At 60.0% G+C, this 23,224-nt stretch carries 21 protein-coding genes; 3 read left to right on the top strand and 18 right to left on the bottom strand.

Features of this window, described 5'->3' with window-relative positions; genetic code table 11:
* Window positions 1-112 precede the first annotated feature (112 nt).
* The 16 genes from dtd to hutC form a co-directional block, all read right to left on the bottom strand.
* Complete coding sequence (dtd, locus tag QF010_RS25600) at window positions 113-550, bottom strand: D-aminoacyl-tRNA deacylase (RefSeq protein WP_008149496.1); 438 nt, start codon at window positions 548-550, stop codon at window positions 113-115.
* Entirely contained in the window at window positions 547-1,518 is a 972-nt protein-coding gene (gene pip / locus QF010_RS25595) for a prolyl aminopeptidase (protein ID WP_033055323.1), read from the bottom strand. The genes dtd and pip overlap by 4 nt, the downstream gene beginning before the upstream one ends.
* Before the next feature lie 113 nt (window positions 1,519-1,631).
* Complete coding sequence (locus QF010_RS25590; RefSeq protein ID WP_033055322.1) at window positions 1,632-2,552, bottom strand: alpha/beta hydrolase; 921 nt, start codon at window positions 2,550-2,552, stop codon at window positions 1,632-1,634.
* Window positions 2,552-3,499, bottom strand: a complete 948-nt coding sequence (locus tag QF010_RS25585) for a choline ABC transporter substrate-binding protein (RefSeq protein ID WP_033055321.1) — start codon at window positions 3,497-3,499, stop codon at window positions 2,552-2,554. The genes QF010_RS25590 and QF010_RS25585 overlap by 1 nt, the downstream gene beginning before the upstream one ends.
* 240 nt (window positions 3,500-3,739) lie before the next feature.
* A complete protein-coding gene (gene hutG, locus QF010_RS25580) occupies window positions 3,740-4,543 on the bottom strand; it encodes an N-formylglutamate deformylase (RefSeq protein ID WP_033055320.1) in 804 nt (267 codons plus the stop codon).
* A 10-nt stretch (window positions 4,544-4,553) separates the two neighbouring features.
* Window positions 4,554-5,759, bottom strand: coding sequence for an imidazolonepropionase (gene hutI, locus QF010_RS25575; protein ID WP_046052158.1), 1,206 nt, complete (start codon window positions 5,757-5,759; stop codon window positions 4,554-4,556).
* Between the two features lie 17 nt (window positions 5,760-5,776).
* The gene (locus QF010_RS25570; protein ID WP_429534184.1) at window positions 5,777-7,186 is read right to left on the bottom strand and encodes an amino acid permease; all 1,410 of its coding nucleotides are present in this window, start codon (window positions 7,184-7,186) and stop codon (window positions 5,777-5,779) included.
* A gap of 109 nt (window positions 7,187-7,295) precedes the next feature.
* Window positions 7,296-8,828 (bottom strand): histidine ammonia-lyase, encoded by a 1,533-nt coding sequence (hutH, locus tag QF010_RS25565; RefSeq protein ID WP_033055317.1) that lies wholly within the window; start codon window positions 8,826-8,828, stop codon window positions 7,296-7,298.
* A gap of 115 nt (window positions 8,829-8,943) precedes the next feature.
* Window positions 8,944-10,467, bottom strand: coding sequence for a histidine ammonia-lyase (gene hutH / locus QF010_RS25560; RefSeq protein ID WP_429534183.1), 1,524 nt, complete (start codon window positions 10,465-10,467; stop codon window positions 8,944-8,946).
* Between the two features lie 135 nt (window positions 10,468-10,602).
* Entirely contained in the window at window positions 10,603-11,433 is an 831-nt protein-coding gene (locus QF010_RS25555; protein WP_052962672.1) for a quaternary amine ABC transporter ATP-binding protein, read from the bottom strand.
* Entirely contained in the window at window positions 11,430-12,281 is an 852-nt protein-coding gene (locus QF010_RS25550) for an ABC transporter permease (RefSeq protein ID WP_033055315.1), read from the bottom strand. Before QF010_RS25550 ends, QF010_RS25555 begins: the two co-directional genes overlap by 4 nt.
* A 70-nt stretch (window positions 12,282-12,351) precedes the next feature.
* The gene (locus tag QF010_RS25545) at window positions 12,352-13,320 is read right to left on the bottom strand and encodes an ABC transporter substrate-binding protein (protein WP_033055314.1); all 969 of its coding nucleotides are present in this window, start codon (window positions 13,318-13,320) and stop codon (window positions 12,352-12,354) included.
* Window positions 13,321-13,389: 69 nt separating this feature from the next.
* A complete protein-coding gene (locus tag QF010_RS25540) occupies window positions 13,390-14,862 on the bottom strand; it encodes a purine-cytosine permease family protein (protein ID WP_429534182.1) in 1,473 nt (490 codons plus the stop codon).
* A gap of 150 nt (window positions 14,863-15,012) precedes the next feature.
* Window positions 15,013-16,701 carry a urocanate hydratase gene (gene hutU / locus QF010_RS25535; RefSeq protein ID WP_429534181.1) on the bottom strand — a complete coding sequence of 563 codons (1,689 nt, stop codon included), beginning with the start codon at window positions 16,699-16,701 and terminating at the stop codon, window positions 15,013-15,015.
* Between the two features lie 462 nt (window positions 16,702-17,163).
* Complete coding sequence (locus QF010_RS25530; RefSeq protein WP_429511336.1) at window positions 17,164-17,733, bottom strand: HutD/Ves family protein; 570 nt, start codon at window positions 17,731-17,733, stop codon at window positions 17,164-17,166.
* Window positions 17,730-18,440: a histidine utilization transcriptional repressor HutC gene (gene hutC / locus QF010_RS25525; RefSeq protein ID WP_177326944.1), complete on the bottom strand. Its 711-nt coding sequence runs from the start codon at window positions 18,438-18,440 to the stop codon at window positions 17,730-17,732. The genes QF010_RS25530 and hutC overlap by 4 nt, the downstream gene beginning before the upstream one ends.
* A 146-nt stretch (window positions 18,441-18,586) precedes the next feature.
* Between hutC and QF010_RS25520 the strand changes: the two genes are divergently transcribed.
* The gene (locus QF010_RS25520) at window positions 18,587-19,951 is read left to right on the top strand and encodes a formimidoylglutamate deiminase (protein ID WP_429511337.1); all 1,365 of its coding nucleotides are present in this window, start codon (window positions 18,587-18,589) and stop codon (window positions 19,949-19,951) included.
* Between the two features lie 119 nt (window positions 19,952-20,070).
* Here QF010_RS25520 and QF010_RS25515 read toward each other — a convergent pair whose 3' ends face one another.
* Complete coding sequence (locus tag QF010_RS25515; protein WP_033055307.1) at window positions 20,071-20,640, bottom strand: lipocalin family protein; 570 nt, start codon at window positions 20,638-20,640, stop codon at window positions 20,071-20,073.
* 31 nt (window positions 20,641-20,671) lie between these two features.
* Complete coding sequence (locus tag QF010_RS25510; RefSeq protein ID WP_033055306.1) at window positions 20,672-20,926, bottom strand: lipoprotein; 255 nt, start codon at window positions 20,924-20,926, stop codon at window positions 20,672-20,674.
* Between the two features lie 30 nt (window positions 20,927-20,956).
* Between QF010_RS25510 and QF010_RS25505 the strand changes: the two genes are divergently transcribed.
* Window positions 20,957-21,136: a hypothetical protein gene (locus QF010_RS25505; RefSeq protein WP_429534180.1), complete on the top strand. Its 180-nt coding sequence runs from the start codon at window positions 20,957-20,959 to the stop codon at window positions 21,134-21,136.
* A 51-nt stretch (window positions 21,137-21,187) separates the two neighbouring features.
* Complete coding sequence (locus QF010_RS25500; protein WP_429534179.1) at window positions 21,188-23,080, top strand: methyl-accepting chemotaxis protein; 1,893 nt, start codon at window positions 21,188-21,190, stop codon at window positions 23,078-23,080.
* Window positions 23,081-23,224: the final 144 nt, after the last annotated feature.

Below are 23,224 nucleotides of genomic sequence, written 5' to 3'. Positions count from 1 at the left end.
CGCGCGATTATCTAGTAGGCCGCGTTACAACGCATCAGGGGTAACAAAGTATTTATCGCGAAAAACGCCTGTTTTCAGTCGAAATGCCCTTAAAAACATGTTTCAAGCGCTTTCAGGTCTGTAACAGGAAGGTTACCGGGCCGTCGTTGACCAGGTGCACCTGCATATCCGCGCCGAATCTACCTGATGCCACAGTGCCATGCACCTGTTTCGCTTTGCCTAATAGATAGTCGAAAAGTTCCTCGCCCAGGGCCGGAGGGGCCGCGGTCGAAAAACTCGGGCGCAACCCGCTCTTGGTATCGGCGGCCAGGGTGAACTGTGAGACCAGCAGCAACCCACCGCCTACATCCGCCAGGGACAGATTCATCTTGCCCTCGGCGTCACTGAACACACGATAGTTAAGCAGCTTCTGCAGAAGTTTGTCGGCGCTGGCCCGAGTATCCTCGGGCTCGACCGCCACCAGCACCAGCAAACCCTGATCAACGGCGCCAACCACCTCCCCCGCTACCTCGACTCGCGCGCCACGTACGCGTTGCAGCAGGCCCTTCATGCTTCTTCAGGGGCCAGGTCGAGCAAACGACGGGCCATCAGATTAGCGGCGCGAACCAGTGCGTCGGTAATGCCAGGTTCGGACGCGGCATGGCCGGCGTCACGGATCACCTGCAATTCACTGTTCGGCCAGTTCTGATGCAGTTCCCAGGCGTTATCCAGCGGGCAGATCACGTCGTAGCGACCGTGGACGATCACGCCAGGCAAATGGGCGATCTTGCCCATGTCGCGGATCAGCTGGTTGGGCTCCAGGAACGCATTGTTGGTGAAGTAGTGACATTCGATGCGGGCGATGGACAACGCACGCTGTGGCTCGGAGAAACGATCCACCACCATCGGGTTCGGGCGCAGGGTGGCGGTCCGGCCTTCCCAGGTCGACCAGGCCTTGGCCGCGTGCATCTGGGCAATCTGATCGTTGCCGACCAGGCGCTTGTGGAAAGCCGAGAGCAAGTCTTCGCGCTCGTCCAGCGGGATCGGCGCGATGTAGTCCTGCCAGTAATCGGGGAACAGACGACTGGCGCCACACTGGTAGAACCACTCGATTTCCTGCGGACGGCAAAGAAAAATCCCGCGCAGAATCAGACCGTGCACACGCTCCGGGTGGGTTTGCGCGTAGGCCAGTGCCAGGGTCGAGCCCCACGAACCGCCGAACAGCACCCATTTATCGATGCCAAGGTGCTGGCGAATTCGCTCAAGGTCGGCGACCAGATCCCAAGTGGTGTTGTTTTCCAGGCTGGCGTGAGGCGTGGAACGACCGCAACCGCGCTGGTCGAAGGTCACAATGCGATACAGGTTCGGGTCGAAATACCGACGGCTCTGGGCATCACACCCTGCGCCGGGGCCGCCGTGGATGAATACAACCGGCAAACCTTCCGGCGAACCGCTTTCGTCGACATACAGCGTGTGGGTTTCATCGACGGCCAGATCGTGCCGGGCGTGGGGTTTGATCTGCGGGTACAAAGTCTGCATTGCGCGCTCCGTAAGGGGTCGAGGTCATCCCTGGGGGGACTTCTATTATTCTGCCGTCCGGCATCATAAACCCGAATTACGCCAATGAGCATGCCTTGCAGAGCCAGAGTTTTTCAGCCCGTTTTTTCAGACAAATAGCCGAGCAGCGTTTCATAGAGTGTGTCGACCTCGGCGACCTGCCCCCGAGCCCGCAAACAGCCGTGAACCAACCCCTCCCCGTAATAGAGCGTCGCGGCCACGCCTGCGGCGTTCAGTCGCTCGCTGTAGAGCATGCCGTCATCGCGCAGCGGATCGAATTGCGCCACGGCGATCAAGGTCGGCGGCAACCTGCTGAAATCCTCGGCGAGCAACGGCATTGCATAGGCACTTGGCTGTCCAGTACCGCGCAAGTACAGGGCGTGATAACAATCCACGTCGCTGCTGCTGAGCAAGGGAGCATCGACGCATTCGCTGCGCGACGGCAATCGGTGATCACCGCCCAGCCCCGGATAAATCAGCACCTGAGCGGCCGGCAATGGCTCGCCCGCATCGCGCAATGCCAGGCACAACGCCGCCGCAAGGTTGCCACCGGCGCTGTCCCCGGCCACCAGCGTTCGCTCAGGATCGAGCCGGAATGGCCCGGTCCGTAGCGCGCGCCAGACACCCAGACAATCCTCGAACGCCGCCGGAAACGGATGTTCCGGCGCCAACCGATAATCGACGGCGATCACCAGCACACCGAGCGTCGACGCCAGTTCGGCGCAGATGAAGTCGTGGGAGTCCAGATCCCCCACCACCCAACCGCCGCCATGCAGATACACGATGCACGGGCAACCGCTGGTCGGTGGCGAAACCGGTGGTTGATAAGACCGCACCGGCACGCCGGCCAATTCAAAGTCGACCACATACAGCCCGGCGGGACGCGACGGAGTGAACGCCCGGCACATGTCGCTGTAGGCCTGGCGCAAACCACCGAGGCTGCTGTCGGTGCTGTTGAAGCTGACGGTCTTCTCGACGAAAGCCGTCATCTGCTCGGATAACGGATAGGCGTTCATCAAAGTTTCAAACGGGTCTGAACGGTCGCCACGCCATCCTTGCCATCAAAACTGGTGACACCGGCGAGCCAGCGTTGCAGATCCTCGGGATGGTCGCGCAGCCATTGTTTGGCAACGTCCTGCGGCGTCTTGCGCTCCATGATCGGCACCATCAACTGGCTTTCCTGGGTGGCGGTGAAGGTCAGGTTTTCCAGCAGGCGATTCACGTTCGGGCAGCGCTGGGCGTAGTCCGGGGCGGTCACGATGGAAACGGTGGCGGCGCCTTCGTTCGGGCCGTAAACGTCTTCGCTGCCGGTCAGGTAGGCGATCTTCATGTTGATGTTCATCGGGTGCGGGGTCCAGCCGACGAACACCACGAATTCCTTGCGATTCACTGCCCGCTGAACGGCGGCAAGCATGCCGGCTTCGCCCGACTCGATCAGTTTGAAATCCTTCAAGCCAAATTGATTGGTCTCGATCATGGTTTTGATGGTGGTGTTGGCGCCGCTGCCCGGCTCGATGCCGTAGATCTTGCCGCCGAGTTGATCCTTGAATTTGGCGATATCGGCGAAGGTTTTCAGACCCGCTTCGGCGACATACTCAGGTACGGCGAGGGTTGCCTGGGCGTCGGCCAGGCTCGGTTTGTCCATCACCTTCACCTGATTGGCGGCCACAAACGGCGCGATGTTTTTGTCCATCGCCGGTTTCCAGTAACCGAGGAAGATGTCGAGGCGCTTGTCGCGGATGCCGGCGAAGATGATTTGCTGCACGGCGCTGGTTTGCTTGCTTTCGTAGCCGAGGCCGTTGAGTAGCACGTCGGCCATGCCACTGGTGGCGATCACGTCGGTCCAGTTGACCACGCCCATGCGCACGGCCTTGCAGGAAGCGTCGTCACTGGCCAGGACGCTGGTGCTCAGCAGAGCAGTGCCGCAGAGGATTGAGAGACAGCGGGTAAACAGTCTTTTCATTGGGAGGATCTCGTGCGGCAGCGGATTATTGTGGGGCCGGTGTCTTTGTGCACCGTGCCCGGAACATTACGCAGCGTCGAGAGGGTAAAAGCGAACTGTGGCGACCGTGTTTTGCACGGTGGCGACTTGGTAACGAAGTCCTTTACCTGTGGGAGCGAGCTTGCTCGCGATGAGGCCGTAACATTCAACATTGATGTTGCATGTCAGTCCGCCATCGCGAGCAAGCTCGCTCCCACAGGGTTATGCGTTGTAGTGCTTCTCGCCCCAGGCCAGCAGCCCTTGCAGCAATTCCTTGAGCACCACCTGCGTCGGCGCCGCCATGTCCGGGCGATAGCGGAACGGCTCGAACTCTTCCATGTACGTGCACTGGCCCAACTCCAGTTGCACGGCATGGATGTTCTCGGCCGGATTGCCGTAATGCCGGGTGATGTGGCCACCCTTGAAGCGACCGTTCAGCACATGGCTGTAATCGCCGTGGCGCGCGCAGATGGCTTCCAGCTGAGTGGCCAACTGTGGATCGCAACTGGCGCCGTTGAAGGTACCGAGGTTGAAGTCCGGCAGCTTGCCGTCGAACAGGTGCGGGATGATCGAGCGGATCGAGTGCGCATCAAACAGCAGCGCATAGCCGAACTCGGCTTTCAGTCGTGCCAGCTCGTCCTGCAACGTGTTGTGGTACGGCGTCCAGATCTGCTCCAGGTAAGTCGCACGTTCCGCCGCTGACGGCTCATGCCCTTCGCGGAACAACGGAATACCGTCGAACAGCGTCGCCGGGTACAGGCCGGTGGTCGCGCCGACATACAAAGGCTTGTCGTCAGACGGTCGATTCAGGTCGATGACAAAACGCGAGTACTCGGCGGCCAAGGTGCTGGCGCCCAGCTCGGCAGCAAATTCATAGAGCTGCGGGATATGCCAGTCAGTGTCCGGCAGGCTTTTCGCGTCGGGGATCAACCCGGCTTCGACCGTCGGGGTCAGGCGCAGGCCGGCGTGGGGCATGCTGATCAGCAGTGGCACGCGGCCTTGTTTGAAGTTCAGAACCTTATCCACAACTGTTCTCCTAAATGCTCACTTCAACGCCGTGACGCACGACGCGTTTTTCCAGGTCACCGCCCAGCCAGTACGACAGGTCGGCCGGACGATCGATTTGCCAGGCGACGAAATCTGCACACTTGCCGACTTCCAGCGAACCGTGGGTTTCAGCCATGCCCAGCGCCGTGGCGGCATGAATCGTTGCGCCCGCCAGCGCTTCTTCCGGGGTCATGCGGAAACAGGTGCACGCCATGTTCAGCATCAAACGCAACGACAGCCCTGGTGAGGTGCCTGGGTTGAGGTCGGTGGCGATGGCGATTTTCACGCCGTGTTTGCGCAACGCTTCCATCGGCGGCAATTGGGTTTCCCGCAGGAAGTAAAAGGCGCCCGGCAGCAACACTGCGACGGTACCGGACTTGGCCATGGCGATGGCGTCGTCTTCGGTCATGAATTCCAGGTGATCGGCCGACAGTGCGTGGTAACGCGCGGCCAGACTCGAACCATGCAACGACGACAACTGTTCGGCGTGCAGCTTCACCGGCAAGCCGAGTTTCTGCGCGGCGATGAACACCCGCTCGACCTGCGCCGGCGAAAACGCCAGGTATTCGCAGAACGCGTCCACTGCATCCACCAGCCCTTCGGCGGCCAGGGCCGGGAGCATCTCGGCGCAGATGTGATCGATGTAGTCGTCGGCACGGTCCGCGTATTCCGGCGGCAAGGCGTGAGCCGCCAGGCAGGTGCTGCGCACGCTGACCGGCAGTTCGGCGCCGAGACGGCGGATGACCCGCAGGATTTTGCGTTCGCTGGCCAGGTCCAGGCCGTAGCCCGATTTCATTTCGACCGTGGTCACACCATCGCGCATCAGGCTCTTCAGACGCTTGGCGGCGCTGGCGAACAGTTCGTCTTCAGTGGCCGCGCGAGTGGCGCGCACGGTGCTGGCGATGCCACCGCCAGCCGCTGCGATTTCTGCATAGCTGACGCCTTGCAGACGCTGTTCGAATTCACCGCTGCGGTTACCGCCGAACACCGTGTGGGTGTGGCAGTCGATCAGGCCCGGCGTCACCCAGGCCCCGTTAAGATCATTGACTGCCGGGTACTCGCCCGACGGCAGTTCAGCGCGTGGGCCGATCCACTCAATGTGCGCTCCTGACGTCACGATGGCCGCATCCTCGATGATCGAGTAGGCGCCTTGCGCCATGGTTGCGACGTGGCAGTGTTGCCAGAGAGTTTTCATCCGTGGCCTCCGTTAGGTTATCGATGAGAAAAAGAAGGTTCCCGCTCCACCGGTATTGCCTTCCCTGCCGCCGGTTTCACCCACGTCAGGTAAGCCAGCACCAGCAATACAATCCAGACCACGCCGACGATCAGAGCCGCCTGGGTGTCCGGGAAATAGCCCAGCACACCAAAGATGAACAGCATGAAGGCAATCGCCGCCATCGGCGCATAGGGCCAGAACGGCACCGGGAATTTAAGTTGCGCGACCTGCTCGGCAGTCATGGAGCGACGCATGGCCACTTGGGTGAACAGAATCATCAACCAGACCCACACCGTCGCAAAGGTGGCGATAGAGGCGATCAACAGGAACACGTTTTCCGGAATCAGGTAGTTCAGCAGCACGCCCAGTAGCAGCGCTACGCTCATGACCACCACAGTCATCCATGGCACGCCGTTGCGCGACAAGCGGGCGAAGCCTTTAGGCGCATGCCCTTGCTGGGCCAGACCGTACATCATGCGGCCAGCGCCGAAGATGTCACTGTTGATCGCCGACACTGCCGCCGAGATCACCACGATATTGAGAATGGTCGCCGCCGAGCTGATCCCAAGATTGTCGAAAATCTGCACGAATGGGCTGCCTTGGCTGCCGATCTGCTGCCATGGAAAAATCGACATCAGCACGAACATCGTCAGCACGTAGAACAGCAGGATACGCAACGGTACGGCATTGATCGCCCTGGGCAGTACGCGCTGCGGGTCTTTGGCTTCACCGGCGGTCACGCCGATGATTTCAATGCCGCCAAACGCAAACATCACTACCGCGAACGAAGCGATCAAACCGCCCACGCCGTTAGGCATGAAGCCGCCATGGCTCCAGAGATTGCTGATGTCGGTCGCCTGGGCGCCGGGCGCCGTGCTGATGCCGAACAGCATGATGCCGAAGCCACCGAGGATCATCGCGACGATGGCCGCGACCTTGAGCAGCGACAGCCAGAATTCCATTTCACCGAAGACTTTGACGTTGCACAGGTTCAAGCCGCCGACCACCGAAACGATGCCCAGCACCCAGATCCAGCGGGCGACTTCCGGAAACCAGAAGCCCATGTAAATACCAAATGCGGTGACGTCGGCCATGCCGACGATGACCATTTCAAACGCGTAGGTCCAACCGAGGATGAAGCCCGCCATCGGCCCAAGGTAGGTGCTGGCGTAGTGGCCGAAAGAGCCGGCCACCGGGTTGTGCACCGCCATCTCACCGAGGGCGCGCATGACCATGAACACCGCCGCGCCACCAATCAGGTAAGCGAGCAGGACCGCAGGACCGGCCATTTGAATGGCCGAGGCAGAACCGTAAAACAGCCCGGTGCCGATCGCCGACCCCAGCGCCATGAAGCGAATATGTCGGGCAGAGAGCCCGCGTTTCAAACCCTTTTCTGACTGTTGCATTGCTCGTCCTTAATTATTCTTATTCGACGCAAAATCGAATCGAGAGCAGGCTCGCTCCCACAGGGGTATGCATTCCAATGTGGAAGCGAGCCTGCTCGCGAAAAGGCCATTACAGGCTAGGCAACAACTTCGCCGTAACCAGCTCATTCAGGCAACGCGTGGCCAACAACTTGCTGGCCGCATTGATGTCCGGCGCAAAGAAACGGTCCTTCTCATAAAACGGCACGTCAGCCCGCAAAATCGCCCGGACCTTTTCCAGTTTGGCCGAGGTTTTCAGACCTTCACGCAGGTCGAGGCCCTGAGCTGCCGCCAACCATTCCACCGCGAGGACGCCGCGCGTGTTTTCGGCCATTTCCCACAGGCGCTTGCCGGCAGCCGGGGCCATGGAAACGTGGTCTTCCTGGTTCGCGGAAGTCGGCAGGCTGTCCACCGAGTGCGGATGAGACAACGCCTTGTTCTCGCTGGCCAGTGCCGCTGCGGTTACCTGGGCAATCATGAAGCCGGAGTTCACGCCGCCATTGGCCACCAGGAACGGCGGCAGTTGCGACATGTGCTTGTCCATCATCAGCGAGATACGACGTTCGCTCAGGGAACCGATTTCAGCGATGGCCAACGCCATGTTGTCGGCGGCCATGGCGACAGGTTCGGCGTGGAAGTTACCGCCGGAGATCACGTCACCTTCAGCGGCGAACACCAGCGGGTTGTCCGAAACGGCGTTGGCTTCGATGGCGAGCACTTCGGCGGCCTGACGGAACTGGGTCAGGCAGGCGCCCATGACTTGTGGCTGGCAGCGCAGGGAGTACGGGTCCTGCACTTTTTCGCAGTTTTCGTGGGAGTCGGACACTTCACTGCGCTCGCCCAGCAGATCGCGGTAAGCGGCAGCGGCGTCGATCTGGCCTTTCTGGCCGCGAGCAGCATGGATACGTGCGTCGAACGGCGAGCGCGAGCCCAGCACGGCTTCAACGGTCAGGGCGCCCAGCGCCACAGCGCCAGCAAACAGATCTTCACCTTCGAACAGACCACGCAGCGCGTAAGCGGTGGACACCTGAGTACCGTTGAGCAACGCCAGACCTTCTTTCGCGGCCAGGGTCAGCGGGGTCAGACCGGCGACTTTCAGCGCTTCGGTTGCTTCCATCCACTCGCCTTTGTAGCGAGCTTTACCTTCGCCCAGCAGCACCAGCGACATGTGGGCCAAAGGCGCCAGGTCACCGGATGCACCGACCGAACCTTTCAATGGGATGTGCGGGTAAACCTCGGCATTGATCAGGGCGATCAGCGCGTCGATGACCTTGCGACGAATACCGGAGAAGCCACGGCTCAGGCTGTTGACCTTGAGCACCATGACCAAGCGAACCAGTGCGTCGCTGATCGGCTCGCCGACACCGGCGGCGTGGGACAGCACCAGCGAACGCTGCAGGTTTTCGAGGTCTTCGCTGGCGATACGGGTCGACGCCAGCAGGCCGAAACCAGTGTTGATGCCATAGGCGGTGCGGTTCTCGGCGAGGATCTGTTCCACGCAGGCAACGCTGGCTTCAATCTGGTTCGAGGCGCTGTCATCGAGGGTGATTTTGACCGGCTGCTGATAGACATCACGCAGTTGGGCAAGGCTCAGTTGGCCGGGAATAAGGTTTAACGCAGTCATTTCGTGCTCCTTTTGAGAGTTTGTCATTAACTCACCAGACGCTCCGGAGATATCCGTTGTCCGTCGCGTCTCGCCTTCTGGGGAGCCGCGCCTTGGCACGCTGGTGTGGTGGAAATCAGTTCAGGTTCGGTAACGCTTTGTGCAGCAAAATCGGGTCTTTCAAAACGGCGGCGGCACTGGCGATGTCCGGTGCCAGCCAGCGGTCCTGGTCGTAGGCCGGAACTCGCTCGCGCAGCAGACGCCAGGCAGCATCAGTGCCGGTGCCGAAGCGTTGCTCTTTCAAGAATTCAAACGCCTGAGACGCCAGCAGGTACTCGATGGCGAGGATCTGCGTGCAGTTTTCCAGGGCGCGATGCAGCTTCAGCGCGGCGTTGGTGCCCAGGCTCAGGTGGTCTTCCTGCAGACCCGAAGTGACGTAGTTGTCGAGTACCGCCGGTTGCGCCAACTGACGGTTTTCCGCACACAGGGAAGCGGCGACGTACTGGACGATCATCATTCCGGAGTTCACCCCCGGATTGGCCACCAGGAATGCCGGCAAACCGCTGACATGCGGGTTGATCAGGCGGTCCAGGCGACGCTCGGCAATGGAGCCGATTTCCGCCATGGCGATGGCCAGCAAATCAGCAGCGAGCGCGACCGACTGGCCGTGCGGATTGGCCTGGGACATGACGCGGAAGTTGTCCGGCGTGCCCAGCAGCATCGGGTTGTCGGTGACGGAGTTGAGTTCGGTTTCGATCTGCTTTTTCGCGTGCTCAAGCTGATCGCGAGCGGCGCCGTGAACCTGCGGGATCGAGCGGATGCTCAACGCATCCTGCGTACGAATGCCTTTGCTGCTGGCGATCACTTCACTGCCATCGAGCAGCGCCCGCAGGTTGATGCCGACTTGCTGCATACCCGGGTGTGGCTTGAGGGCAATGATCTCGGCATCGAACGCGGCGATCTGGCCGCGCTGGGCTTCGAAGCTCATGGCGCCGATCACGTCAGCCCACTGCAGAAGACGCGTGGCGTCGGCGATTGCCAGGCAACTGAGGCCGGTCATGCACGGCGTGCCGTTGACCAGGCACAGGCCATCTTTGGCGCCCAGCTGAACCGGTTGCAGGCCTTCTTCGGCCAGGGCTTGCTGTGCGGAAACGATCTGCCCGCGATAGCTGACATTGCCGACACCCAGCAGCGCGATGCTGACGTGGGCCATGTGGGTCAGGTAACCCACCGAGCCTTGGGACGGCACTTGCGGGGTGATGCCACGATTGAGCAGCGCCAGAAGCCCTTCGACGACCCGGCGATGAATGCCGGATTTGCCATGGCTGTAGTTGCGAATAGCGGCGCAGATGATTGCGCGGGTCTGTTCGTCGGCCAGTGGCGCGCCAACGCCACAGGCGTGACTGAGCAGGGTGTTGCGCGACAGTTGGCTGAGTTGTTCGTCTTTGAGCGAGACATTGCACAGCGCACCGAGGCCGGTGTTGACGCCATACGCGCGTTCACCGCTGACGACGATGCGCTGGACGATCGCCTGGGCATTTTCGATCCGTGCCCAGACCTGTGGCGACAGCTCAAGCTGTGCGCCATGACGGGCGACGGCGACCACATCTTGCCAACGCAACGGGGCGTCGGCGATAACGATTTTTTCAGCCTGGGACATCTAAAACCTCAACCGTAATATTGATGCAGCTTCACTGACGCTATCGCGAGCAGGCTCACTCCTACAGGGGTACGCATTCCAACTGTAGGAGTGAGCCCGCTCGCGATGAGGTCAGCCCAGCCAACACAAATCTCTTTAAACCACCGCAGCCCGCCGCTGTACGAACCGATCCACATACTCATCCGCCGGCGAATGCAGGATCTCTCTTGGCGTGCCCACCTGAATCAGGCGGCCATCCTTGAGAATCGCAATGCGGTTGCCGATGCGCACGGCCTCATCGAGGTCGTGGGTGATGAAGACGATGGTCTTATGCAGGGTCTTTTGCAGTTCCAGCAACTGGTCCTGCATCTCCGCGCGAATCAGCGGGTCGAGGGCACTGAAGGCTTCGTCCATCAGGATGATGTCGGTGTCTGCCGCCAAGGCGCGAGCCAGGCCCACACGCTGACGCATGCCGCCCGAGAGCTGATGCGGGTACTTGTTTTCGTAGCCCTTGAGGCCCACGGTGTTGATCCAGTGCAGCGCACGCTCGGAGCACATTTGCTTGGTCTCGCCACGCACTTTCAAGCCGTAGGCGACGTTATCCACCACGGTCTTGTGCGGCAGCAGGCCAAAGCTCTGGAACACCATGCTGATCTTGTGCCGGCGAAATTCGCGCAGGGCTTCCATGTCGTATTGCAGGATGTCCACGCCGTCCACCAGGATCGCGCCGCTGGTCGGGTCGATCAGACGATTGAAGTGGCGCACCAGCGTCGACTTGCCGGAACCCGACAGGCCCATGATCACGAAGATCTCGCCGGTGCCGATGCTCAACGACAGGTCGTTCACGCCGACCACACAGCCGGTTTCGGCCAGCACCTGATCTTTGGTTTTGCCCTGGCCAATCATGGCCAGCGCATCCTTGGAACGGTTGCCGAAAATCTTGAAGACGTTTTTGACTTCGATCTTGCTGATGGCTTCGTTGTTCATTTGCTCACCTCATGCCGTGCCCGACCATACGCCTGAGTAATACGGTCGATAACCACTGCCAGAATCACGATCGCCAGACCGGCCTCAAGACCACGCCCGACGTTGAGGGTCTGAATCCCCACCAACACGTCTTCGCCAAGACCACGAGCGCCGATCATCGAGGCGATTACCACCATCGACAGGGCCATCATGGTGGTCTGGTTAATCCCGGCCATGATGCTCGGCAGGGCCAGCGGAAGTTGCACGCCAAACAGTTGCTGCCAACGGTTGGCACCGAAGGCGTTGATCGCCTCCATCACTTCGCCGTCGACCTGGCGAATACCCAGATCAGTCAGGCGGATCAGCGGTGGTGCGGCATAGATCACGGTGGCGAAAATCGCCGGGACCTTGCCCAGGCCGAACAACATCAGCACCGGGATCAGGTACACGAAACTCGGCATGGTCTGCATGATGTCCAGCAGCGGCATCAGGATCGAACGCAGGCGATTGCTGCGTGCCGAAAGAATGCCCAGCGGAATGCCGATCATCACCGAAATGATGGTCGCCACCATCATCAACGCCAGGGTCTGCATCAGCTTGTCCCAGAGGCCGACCGCACCCACCAGGAACAACAAGCCAACGATCACGGCGGTGGTCACGACTTTGCGGGTCGCGTGCCAGGCAACGCCCGCCACGATCGCCAGCATCAGCCACCAGGGCGCCGCACGCAGCAGCCCTTCAAGATTGACGATGGCCCACAACAGGGTGTCGGAGATGCTGCGGAACACATCGCCGTAGTTAGTGACCAGTGAATCGACCCAACTGTTGACCCAGTCGGCGATGGAAAAGGTAAAGCTTTCGGGAAACATAAGAGACTCTCAATCAAGGGGTTGCGATCAAGCGTCCGACTGCCGCTCAGGGCAGCCGGAGAGGCTCAACCTACAAGGCCGCGTCGATTTTCTTGGCTGCGTCGTCGCTCACCCATGCGTGCCAGACTTCAGGATGTTCCTTCAAGAAGATCTTGGCCAGTTTTGGTGACTCGATCCGCTCTTTGGCCATGCGCCCGAGATTCTGGTTGAGCAGGTCGATTGGCAGGTTGACCTTTTCCAGCACAGCCACCAGTTCCGGGGCTTGCTCGTGGAAGGTCTTGGACAGGCCGACCTTGATGGTCACTTGCTTGTTCACTCCTGGTTTCTCATCGAGTTTCACCAGGTCGACCTGGCCCATCAACGGGGTTGGCGACCAGTAGTAGAACAGGATCGGCTCGCCACGCTTGTAGCTCGACAGCACCGCGGCATCCAGCGCCGGGCCGGTGCCCGGACGGAAGTTGGTGTAGGTGCTTTCCAGACCGTAGCTTTTCAGCATTTCGCTGTTGTCGAGTTCACAGGTCCAGCCGGCCGGGCAGTTGTAGAAACGGCCCTTGGATGGCTCTTCGGCGTCCTTGAACACGGCGGAATACTTGCCTAGGTCAGCAATGTTTTTCAGGTCCGGCGCCTTGGCTTCCAGCTTGCGCTTGGCGTCGCCTTCGATCACGTAACGCGGTACGTACCAGCCTTCGACAGCACCCACGACCGGAGCGCCGACACCGACAACCTTGCCGGCCTTCTCGGCCTTGTTCCAGACTTCGCTGCGGCCAACCCACTCTTCGGCGAAGATTTGAATATCGTTGCTGCTCAGGGCGTTTTCCATGGTGATGGAGTTGCCCGGCAGGCTGTCGGTCTTGCAGTCGTAGCCTTTCTCCAACACGACTTGCAGCACGTCGGTCAGCAGCATGGCGCTTTCCCAGTTCAGGCCGGCGAACTTCACCGGTTTGCCCGACTCGCACCAACCAGCCGCCTGAGTGGCGCCGGCGCTGGCCAGCAGGCCCATGGAAAGCAATGTGGTCAGCAGGGTCTTGTTCGATTTCATTGTAGTGACGCTCCTAATCATAAGTTGGCTTACGGCAGTCAAGAGGCATCCAGCCCTGTCCACGTCCAATCAGGCCTGCGCCGCAGCGCGACCGGCCCCGCTTGTTATAGGTGCTGCATCGCTGTCCTGCTCGACTGGCAGAATCAGGTGATCAGGTACGGAGCCGTGCCATTTTTTTGCGCTCACGTAGTACAGGGCTGCGGGAATCACCAGACCGATGATCCAGGAAATATCCACATCACCCAGGGCCGCTACCAGCGGACCGGTATAGAACTTGGTAGAGATGAACGGCAACTGCACCAGCACACCGAACACATAGACGCTGATACCGAGGGCGTTCCAACGGCCGTAGCGACCATTCGGATCGGCCAGCGCCGGTACGTCATAGCGCTCGCGGGTGATGCAGTAGTAGTCCACCAGGTTGATCGCGCTCCATGGCGTAAAGAACGCCAGCAAGAACAGGATGAAGGACTTGAACGCACCGAGGAACGAGTGCTGACCGAGCAACGCCATCAGGGTCGCCGCACCGACGATGACCAGTACGAAGACCAGACGCTGCAAGCGCGAGACCTTCAGTTCACCACGGAAGCCGCTGATGATGGTCGCAATGCACATGAAGCTGCCGTAGGAGTTGAGCGTGGAGATGGTGACCTTGCCGAACGCGATGCTGAAGTACAGCAGCGCAGCGGTGGCACCGGTTCCACCCAGACCCACGATGTAGGCCACTTCATGGCCGGCGAATTGCCCGTTGGCCGAAGCGGCAGCAAACACGCCAAGGACCATCGCCACCTGGGCGCCAATGACCGAACCTGCACCTGCGGCAAAAAAGGTTTTCACCGAGGAAATCTTGCTCGGCAGGTAGCGAGAATAGTCCGCCACATAAGGGCCGAAAGCGATCTGCCAGGACGCCGCGAGCGACACCGCAAGCAGGAAGCTGCTCCAGCTGAAGTGACGGATTTGCAGAAGTGCACCCACGTCAACCTGACTGATCAGACGGCTGAACAGATAAACAAAGGCAATCACGCCAATGACGCTGGCAACACGGCCTATCCAATGGATCACCCTATAACCGAGCACCGTGACCAGCACGATGACACTGGCGAAAATCAGGATACCTACGGTGTCGCTGACGCCAAACAACTGGCCCAGCGCCTGACCGGACAGCACGGTGCCGGTGGCAGTGAAGCCGAGGTACATCAAGCACACCAGCACGATAGGGATGGCCGCGCCATATACGCCGAACTGCACCCGGCTGGAAATCATCTGCGGCAGGCCAAGCTTCGGCCCTTGTGCCGCGTGCAGCGCCATGACGCCACCGCCGAGCAGTTGACCGATCAGCAGACCGATCAACGACCAGAACACGTCACCGCCCAGCACCACGGCCAGAGCCCCGGTGACAATCGCGGTGATTTGCAGGTTGGCACCCATCCACAGGGTGAACTGGCTCAACAGACGACCGTGTCTCTCCGCTTCCGGGATGTAGTCGATCGAACGTTTCTCGATCAACGGTTTACTGCCTGCACGATCACTGTTAACAGCCATGATTCAACCTCTATGGATTGTTATGGGTATTGTTCTTGTTGTTGGCTCTTGTAGGAGTGAGCCTGCTCGCGATAGCGGTGTGTCAGTCAGCAAAAGTGCTGAATGTGCCGCCCTCATCGCGAGCAGGCTCGCTCCTACAGGTTTTGCATTTTATTTGCCGGTAATCATCGGCAGGTTCAGCCCCTGTTCCTTGGCGCAGTCGATCGCGATCTGGTAACCCGCATCGGCGTGACGCATAACACCGGTAGCCGGGTCGTTGTGCAGGACGCGAGCGATACGCTCGGCCGCTTCGTCAGTACCGTCGCAGACAATCACCATGCCCGAGTGCTGAGAGAAGCCCATGCCGACGCCGCCGCCGTGGTGCAGGGAAACCCAGGTCGCGCCGCTCGCGGTGTTGAGCAGAGCGTTGAGCAGTGGCCAGTCGGACACGGCATCGGAACCGTCTTGCATGGATTCGGTTTCGCGGTTCGGGCTGGCTACCGAACCGGAGTCCAGGTGGTCGCGACCGATCACGATTGGCGCGGACAATTCACCGCTGCGAACCATTTCGTTGAACGCCAGACCGAGCTTGGCGCGCAGGCCCAGGCCAACCCAGCAGATACGTGCCGGCAGACCCTGGAAGCTGATGCGCTCGCGCGCCATGTCCAGCCAGTTGTGCAGGTGGGCGTCGTCCGGGATCAGTTCTTTGACCTTGGCATCGGTTTTGTAGATGTCTTCGGCGTTGCCCGACAGTGCAGCCCAACGGAACGGACCGATACCGCGGCAGAACAGCGGACGGATGTAAGCCGGTACGAAACCTGGGAAGTCGAATGCGTTCTCAACGCCTTCTTCCTGGGCCATCTGACGGATGTTGTTGCCGTAGTCGAAGGTCGGAATGCCCATCTTCTGGAATTCGAGCATCGCTTTAACGTGCACGGCCATCGATTGCTTGGCGGCTTTGACCACGGTAGCAGGCTCGGTCTTGGCGCGAGCGCGGTACTCTTCCCAGGTCCAGCCGGCTGGCAGGTAACCGTTGAGCGGGTCGTGGGCGCTGGTCTGGTCGGTGACCATGTCCGGGCGCACGCCGCGCTTGACCAGTTCTGGAAGGATTTCGGCGGCGTTGCCGAGCAGGGCGATGGAAATCGCTTTGCCTTCCTTGGTGTATTTGGCGATACGGGCCAGTGCGTCGTCGAGGTCAGTGGCTTGCTCATCGACGTAACGGCTGTTCAAACGGAAATCGATGCTGACTTGTTGGCATTCGATGTTCAGCGAGCAAGCGCCGGCCAGGGTCGCGGCCAGAGGCTGAGCGCCGCCCATGCCGCCGAGGCCTGCGGTCAGGACCCAACGACCTTTCAGGTCATCGTTGTAATGTTGGCGACCGGCTTCGACGAAGGTTTCGTAAGTGCCTTGAACGATGCCCTGGCTGCCGATGTAGATCCAGCTGCCGGCAGTCATCTGGCCGTACATGGCCAAGCCTTTGGCGTCCAGTTCGTTGAAGTGTTCCCAGCTCGCCCAGTGTGGCACCAGGTTGGAGTTGGCGATCAGTACGCGCGGGGCGTTGCTGTGGGTCTTGAACACGCCGACCGGCTTGCCGGATTGCACCAGCAGGGTCTCGTCGTCATTCAGGTTGGTCAGGCTTTCGACGATCTTGTCGTAGCATTCCCAGTTACGTGCCGCACGGCCGATACCACCGTAAACCACCAGTTCTTTAGGGTTCTCGGCGACTTCCGGGTCGAGGTTGTTCATCAACATGCGCAGCGGCGCTTCAGTCAGCCAGCTTTTGGCGGTCAGCTTGTTACCGCGAGCGGCACGGATTTCAACGTCACGAAACTTAGTAGGTTTCTGGGTATTGTCAGTCACGAAAAAGACTCCTCAGCGATCAATTCAAACCAACCCTGGCGGGGGGCAAGCCAGCCTGTGCGCGTCAAAGCGACACAAGCGAATCAGTGGACGCTGCGGGGAGTCTCGATCGACTCATACGCATACGTCTTTACTTGTACATACAAGCATATGCAATCAAGCGGCCAACTTGCTGGATGAGTGTTCAAGAAAAGTTTTGAAAGGGCTGGAAGGCGCCTGGATCAAGGGTTCTGGCAAAGATGAAATTTTTCGGGGGGATTTTGCGAGGGGTGTGACCGCTGTTACCTGAACGTGGTTTTGCGCCACGCTGGGGCGTTCGGTAACAAGTTGGTGCGCGTTGGGGAACGCTAGAAAGCAAAAGATCGCAGCCTCGTTTCACTCGACAGCTCCTACAGGAGAATGGCGTTCATCCTGTAGGAGCTGTCGAGTGAAACGAGGCTGCGATCTTTTAAGAATGTTGAATCAGCGTGCGATCAGTTCGATGACACAGCACGGGCCATTGCTGGAGACTTCCAGCAAACCGGCGTTACCGTCGAGTTGCAGGCAATCATGGCGACCGAGTTGTGAGGCACTGTTACCGACCTTCACTTCAAGCTCGTCGGTGACACTAAATACCAACACGGTGCCTGCCGAGCTGAAAAACCGCTGCTCGCCGTCCAGCCACTGCAATCGCGCGCTATAACGCTGCGGGGCATAAATCAGGTTGAAGTCGCGGATCGGCCCACCGAGCAAGGTGCAGGAAACCTGGCTCTCGCCGCTGAAGGCAAACGGGTCCAGCGGTAACAGTGACTTTGTGTCCTGGCCATCAACCCGCAAGGTCATGCCGTCGCCTTGCAGTACAGTGATCACTCGCTCATAGCCGGCGAATGTCGAGAAGCCGCCCGACTCGCCGATGTCGGCAATCGACAGACGCCAGCCGAAACCCTCAAGACCGGCACCACCATCACGGGTGATTTCTTCAGTACTGCCGCCGCCGTTTTTCCATGGCATGCGTGGGTAATCTATTGCACGTAGAACCTTGAACTGACTCATTTATGGAACCGACCTTCCAGACGATGACGGGAACCGGGGTGGATCAAACGGGCGGCGGTCACTGGCTGACGACCGGACCAGGTCCGGCGACGAATCAGCAGGCACGGCTCGCCCTTTTCAATCTGCAGCAACTTGCACTCGCTGGCCTCGGCCAGAATCGCCTCGACCACGTGCTCGCCTTCGGTCAGCGGCGCGACCTGGTTCAGATAGGCGTAGGGCGTTTGCAGGGTGAAGTCCTGCTTGAGGTAGTCCGGCGCCACCAATGCGTTGACGAAACGGTCTTCGATTTGCACCGGGATATCATTTTCGAAATGCACGATCAGCGAGTGAAAGACTTTCTGGCCTTCACGCATGTCCAGGGCCAGTGCCCGCTCAGAACCAGCAGCCTCTTCCTCGAGGGTGATGACCTTGCAGGTGTGGCGATGGCCACGGGAGGCGATTTCGTCGGCGATGTTGTGGACTTCAAACAGCGCGGACTGACTTTTCGGCTCGGCGACGAACGTACCGACACCCTGCATGCGCACCAGCAGACCGTCGGCGGTCATCTCGCGCAAGGCGCGGTTGATGGTCATGCGGCTGAAACCCAGCTGATTGACCAGCTCGCTTTCCGACGGAACGCGGTAGTGCGGCGGCCAGTTTCCACTGTCGATTTGCTGGGTGATCATCTGTTTGACGCGGGCGTACAAGGGCGCCGGACTGTCGCCCATATTCGCGGCCAACGGGGAGACTGTAGGCGGAGTCGGCACGGTTAATCCTTGTTCATCGGTTAGAAGTTGCTAGCTTGCCGGAGTTTACCGAGCAGGCAAACGTCTGTATATGTATATACAAATAACACACGATGGGGTGCTGAACCATGTCCGCCTTCTTTGCCGAACGCGCGCTGCTGCCTAGTGGATGGGCCAACAATGTACGTCTTGAGGTCAGCGCCGATGGCGTGTTGACCCATATCCAGGCCGATTCCAACGCAGATGGCGCCGAACGGCTAAGCGGTCCGCTGCTGCCGGGTATGCCGAATTTACACTCCCACGCCTTCCAGCGCGCCATGGCCGGGCTGGCGGAAGTGGCGGGTAATCCGAATGACAGTTTCTGGACCTGGCGCGATTTGATGTATCGCCTCGTCGGAAAAATCAGTCCGGATCAACTCGGCGTTATCGCCCGTCAGCTGTACATCGAAATGCTCAAGGCCGGTTACACCTCGGTCGCGGAATTTCACTACGTACACCACGACACCAACGGCCAGCCTTACGCGGACCCGGCCGAACTGGCGCTGCGCATCAGCCAGGCCGCCAGTTCCGCCGGGATCGGCCTGACCCTGCTGCCGGTGCTCTACAGCCATTCCGGTTTCGGCGGCCAGGCCCCGAACGACGGCCAGCGCCGCTTTATCAACAGCACCGAAAACTACCTCAAGCTTCAGTCGCGCTTGCAGCCAATCCTGGCGCAGCAACCGGCGCAGTCGTTGGGTTTGTGTTTCCATTCGTTGCGCGCGGTAACACCGCAGCAGATCAGCGAAGTGCTGGCCGCCAGCGACCAGCAATGCCCGGTGCATATTCACATCGCCGAGCAGCAGAAGGAAGTCGATGACTGCCTGAGCTGGAGCGGTCGCCGTCCGCTGCAATGGCTGTACGAAAATACCGAAGTCGATCAGCGCTGGTGCCTGGTTCACGCGACCCACGCCAACCCGGAAGAAGTCACGCTGATGGCCAAGAGTCGCGCCATCGCTGGCTTGTGCCTGACCACCGAAGCCAACCTCGGCGACGGGATTTTCCCGGCGGTGGATTTCCTCGCTCAGGGCGGGCGCATGGGCATCGGTTCCGACAGCCATGTGTCATTGAGCGTGGTGGAAGAATTGCGTTGGCTGGAATACGGCCAGCGTCTGCGCGACCAACGCCGTAACCGTTTGTATGGCGCGGATCAGCCGATGGTTGGCCGCACGCTGTACGACGCGGCGCTGGATGGCGGGGCCCAGGCGTTGGGTCAGCCGATTGGGGCGCTGGAAGTGGGCAAGCGTGCAGATTGGCTGGTGCTGGATGGCAACGATCCGTACCTGGCGACGGCCAGTGGCGACGGGATTCTCAATCGTTGGTTGTTTGCCGGCGGTGATCGTCAGGTGCGGGATGTGCTGGTCAATGGCCAGTGGGTTGTGCGCGATGGGCGTCATGCCGGGGAAGAAGAAAGCAACCGCGCCTTCACCCAAGTCCTGCGCGATCTTTTGGGCTGACACAAAATAAATGTGGGAGTGAGCCTGCTCGCGATAGGGCCATCAGCTTCAACAAGGATGTTGACTGAAATTCCGCTATCGCGAGCAGGCTCACTCCCACATTGGGTCTTCGGTGACCGTTAGTTCGAAGTCTTGGCCATCTGCGTATCGGTCGCGCGCCAGATCAGCCGCGTCGTGTCGTAGCCCTGCTGACGCGCCTTGCTCAGCAGTTCCTCACGCACTACACCATTGACCGTCGGGGTCCGTGACAGCAGCCATAGATACTTGCGACTCGGATCGCCAACAATGGCGGTCTTGTAGTCATCGCTGACGTACAACACCCAGTACTCGCCCTTCGCCGCACCCGGAATCAGCCGCGAAAACCAGGTATCGAACTCGACCCATAGTTTGTCGGTTTTGCCCGGTTCCTGTGGCCAGGCCACGCCTTTGGCCTCTTCCCATTGCCAGTCTGTCGTCAGGCAGCGATTGAGCACCAACACCTTGCCGTCAGGCTTGAGCGTGTAGTGGGCTTCGGATTGCGCGCAGTTGCGCTGGAAATACATCGGCAGACGGGCCAATTCGTACCAGGTCCCTTGGTACTTCTTGAGATTGACGCTATTGGCAGTTTTCGGTGCCAATGGATCTACGCCGGAAGTGGCGCAGCCGGCCAATACCAGGCCGGCAAAAAGGAGTATCAATAACCGCTTCATTGTTTTTCTCCCGCGGGCGTGTAGCCCCGGTTTACTTCAGGCCTTGGCCGGAAAACATCAGTACTTTGTCACCGGCGTACTGCACGCTGATAAAGCTGTTCTTGTCACCCCATGTGCAACTGGACATGCCGAGCGCGCCCGAGCAATCGGCGGGTTTGCCCAGCAAGGTTTCTACCTCGGCCTTGGGCATGCCTGACGACAGCTTCGAGTAGTTTTCCTGATTGATCTTGCTGCAAGCGGCCAACAACACGCAGAACGAAAGCAGGGCAATAGAACGCAGCGACATGGTGTAGCTCCTGGGGCGAAGGGGAATGGCATGGCTGCCAAGCTGAAGCTTAGAAGAGAAAACCCCTTTCTGGTTCCCTGGTCGGCCGGCTATTTATCAGGCCGCTCGTCTGCCTTTTTTCGAAAAATCAGCAACTTTCTTTCGCTACTGAGTATTTCGTCGGTTTTCGCAAAAAGCCGCCTAATCTTTGGCGCCGACTGGTCGACATAAAAGCAACGCAAGACGCCCTTTTGACCAGCCCCCGCCGCGGTAGCTCATTTAATGACCAGAAACATGAAGTTCAGCCACAAGATCTTGTTGGCTGCCGCCCTCGTGGTGGCCGTTGCATTCGCTTGTTTCATCCTCTTCAACGACTACCGCCAGCGGCAAACCCTGCGCAGCAGTACCGAATCCTCGATGCAGGAACTCGGCAGCCTGACCACCAGCAACATCCAGACCTGGCTGGAAAGCCGCATTCAGTTGCTGCAATCGCTGTCCCAGCAGATCGCCGTGGACGGCAGCGCCCAGGCCAACCTCAAGCGCGCCATCGACCTGCCGGCTTACACCAGTAATTTTCAGTTGAGCTACTTCGGTGGCACCGACGGCGTGATGTTCTCGGTCCCGGCCGGCAATCGAGCGGCGGATTACGACCCTCGCGCCCGTGGCTGGTACAAGGCGGCCAACGGTGCACAACAGACCATCGTCACCGAACCCTACATCGCCGCGTCGTCGGGCAAACTGGTGATCACCGTCGCCACGCCGGTGAAACATCAGAATCAAATGATCGGCGTCGCCGGCGCAGACATCGACCTGTCCAGTGTCAGCGCGATCATCAACTCGCTGAACTTCGGCGGCCATGGCCACGCGTTCATCGTCAGTGCCGACGGCAAGATCCTGATTCACCCGGACAGCAAACTGGTGCTCAAGAGCCTGACCGACGCTTACCTGAATGGCGCGCCGAAAATCAGCCCGGGCATGAAAGAAGTCGAGATCGACGGCAAGACCCAATTCATCTCCTTTACCCACGTCAACGGTGTGCCTTCGGCAGGCTGGTACGTGGCGCTGGTGCTGGATCAGGACACCGCGTTCTCGATGCTCAGCGAATTCCGCACCTCGGCGATCATCGCCATGGTCATTGCCGTGGTGATCATCATCGCGCTGTTGGGCATGCTGATCAGCTTCTTGATGCAGCCGCTGTTGACCATGGGCCGCGCCATGCACGACATCGCCGAAGGCGAAGGTGACCTGACCAAACGCCTGACCATTCACGGCCAGGACGAATTCGGTGCTTTGGGCACTTCGTTCAACCGCTTCGTGGAGCGTATTCACACCTCGATTCGCGAAGTGTCCTCAGCCACCGGCCAGGTCAACGAAGTCGCCTTGCGTGTGGTTGCCGCGTCGAACTCGTCGATGTTCAACTCCGACCAGCAAGCCTCGCGCACCAGCAGCGTCGCCGCCGCTATCAACGAGCTGGGTGCTGCCGCCCAGGAAATCGCCCAGAACGCCGCCCTCGCCTCTCAGCATTCGAGCGATGCTCGCGCATTGGCCGAGGACGGCCAGCAAGTCGTGGATAAAACCATCGCGGCGATGCAGCAGCTCTCGGCGAAGATCAGCGATTCGTGCGGCAACATCGAAACGCTCAACAGCAACACCGTGAACATCGGGCAGATTCTGGAAGTGATCACCAGCATCTCCCAGCAGACCAACCTGCTGGCACTCAACGCCGCCATCGAAGCGGCCCGTGCCGGTGAAGCCGGTCGTGGTTTTGCCGTGGTAGCGGACGAAGTGCGTAACCTCGCGCACCGTACTCAGGATTCGGCGCAGCAAGTGCAGAAGATGATCGAGGAACTGCAAGTCGGCGCCCGGGAAGCCGTGATCACCATGACCGACAGCCAGCGCCAGAGCGAAAGCAGCGTCGGCATCGCCAACCAGGCGGGCGAACGTCTGGGCAGCGTGACTCAGCGTATCGGTGAGATCGACGGGATGAACCAGTCGGTGGCCACTGCGACGGAAGAGCAGACGGCGGTGGTGGAGTCGATCAACGTCGACATTACCGAAATCAACACGCTGAACCAGGAAGGCGTGGAGAACTTGCAGTCGACGTTGCGTGCGTGTTCAGACCTTGAGCAGCAGGCGGCGCGGTTGAAGCAGTTGGTCGGTAGTTTCCGAATCTAGTGATTTCGAGGGCCCCTTCGCGGGGGGGGGCCCGCCCCCCCGCCCCCGGGGGGGGGTGGTTGAGGGCGGGGGGGTGACGGCCCGGCTCATACCGACCCCAAGAAAAAAGAAAGAACGCCAGCCTGCGCCGAGCAAAAACACAAC

Source organism: Pseudomonas silensiensis (assembly GCF_050434865.1).
Taxonomy (GTDB): domain Bacteria; phylum Pseudomonadota; class Gammaproteobacteria; order Pseudomonadales; family Pseudomonadaceae; genus Aquipseudomonas; species Aquipseudomonas fluorescens_W.
The sequence above is the reverse complement of the archived record's forward strand: the minus strand, read 5'-3'. Positions and strand labels throughout refer to the sequence as shown.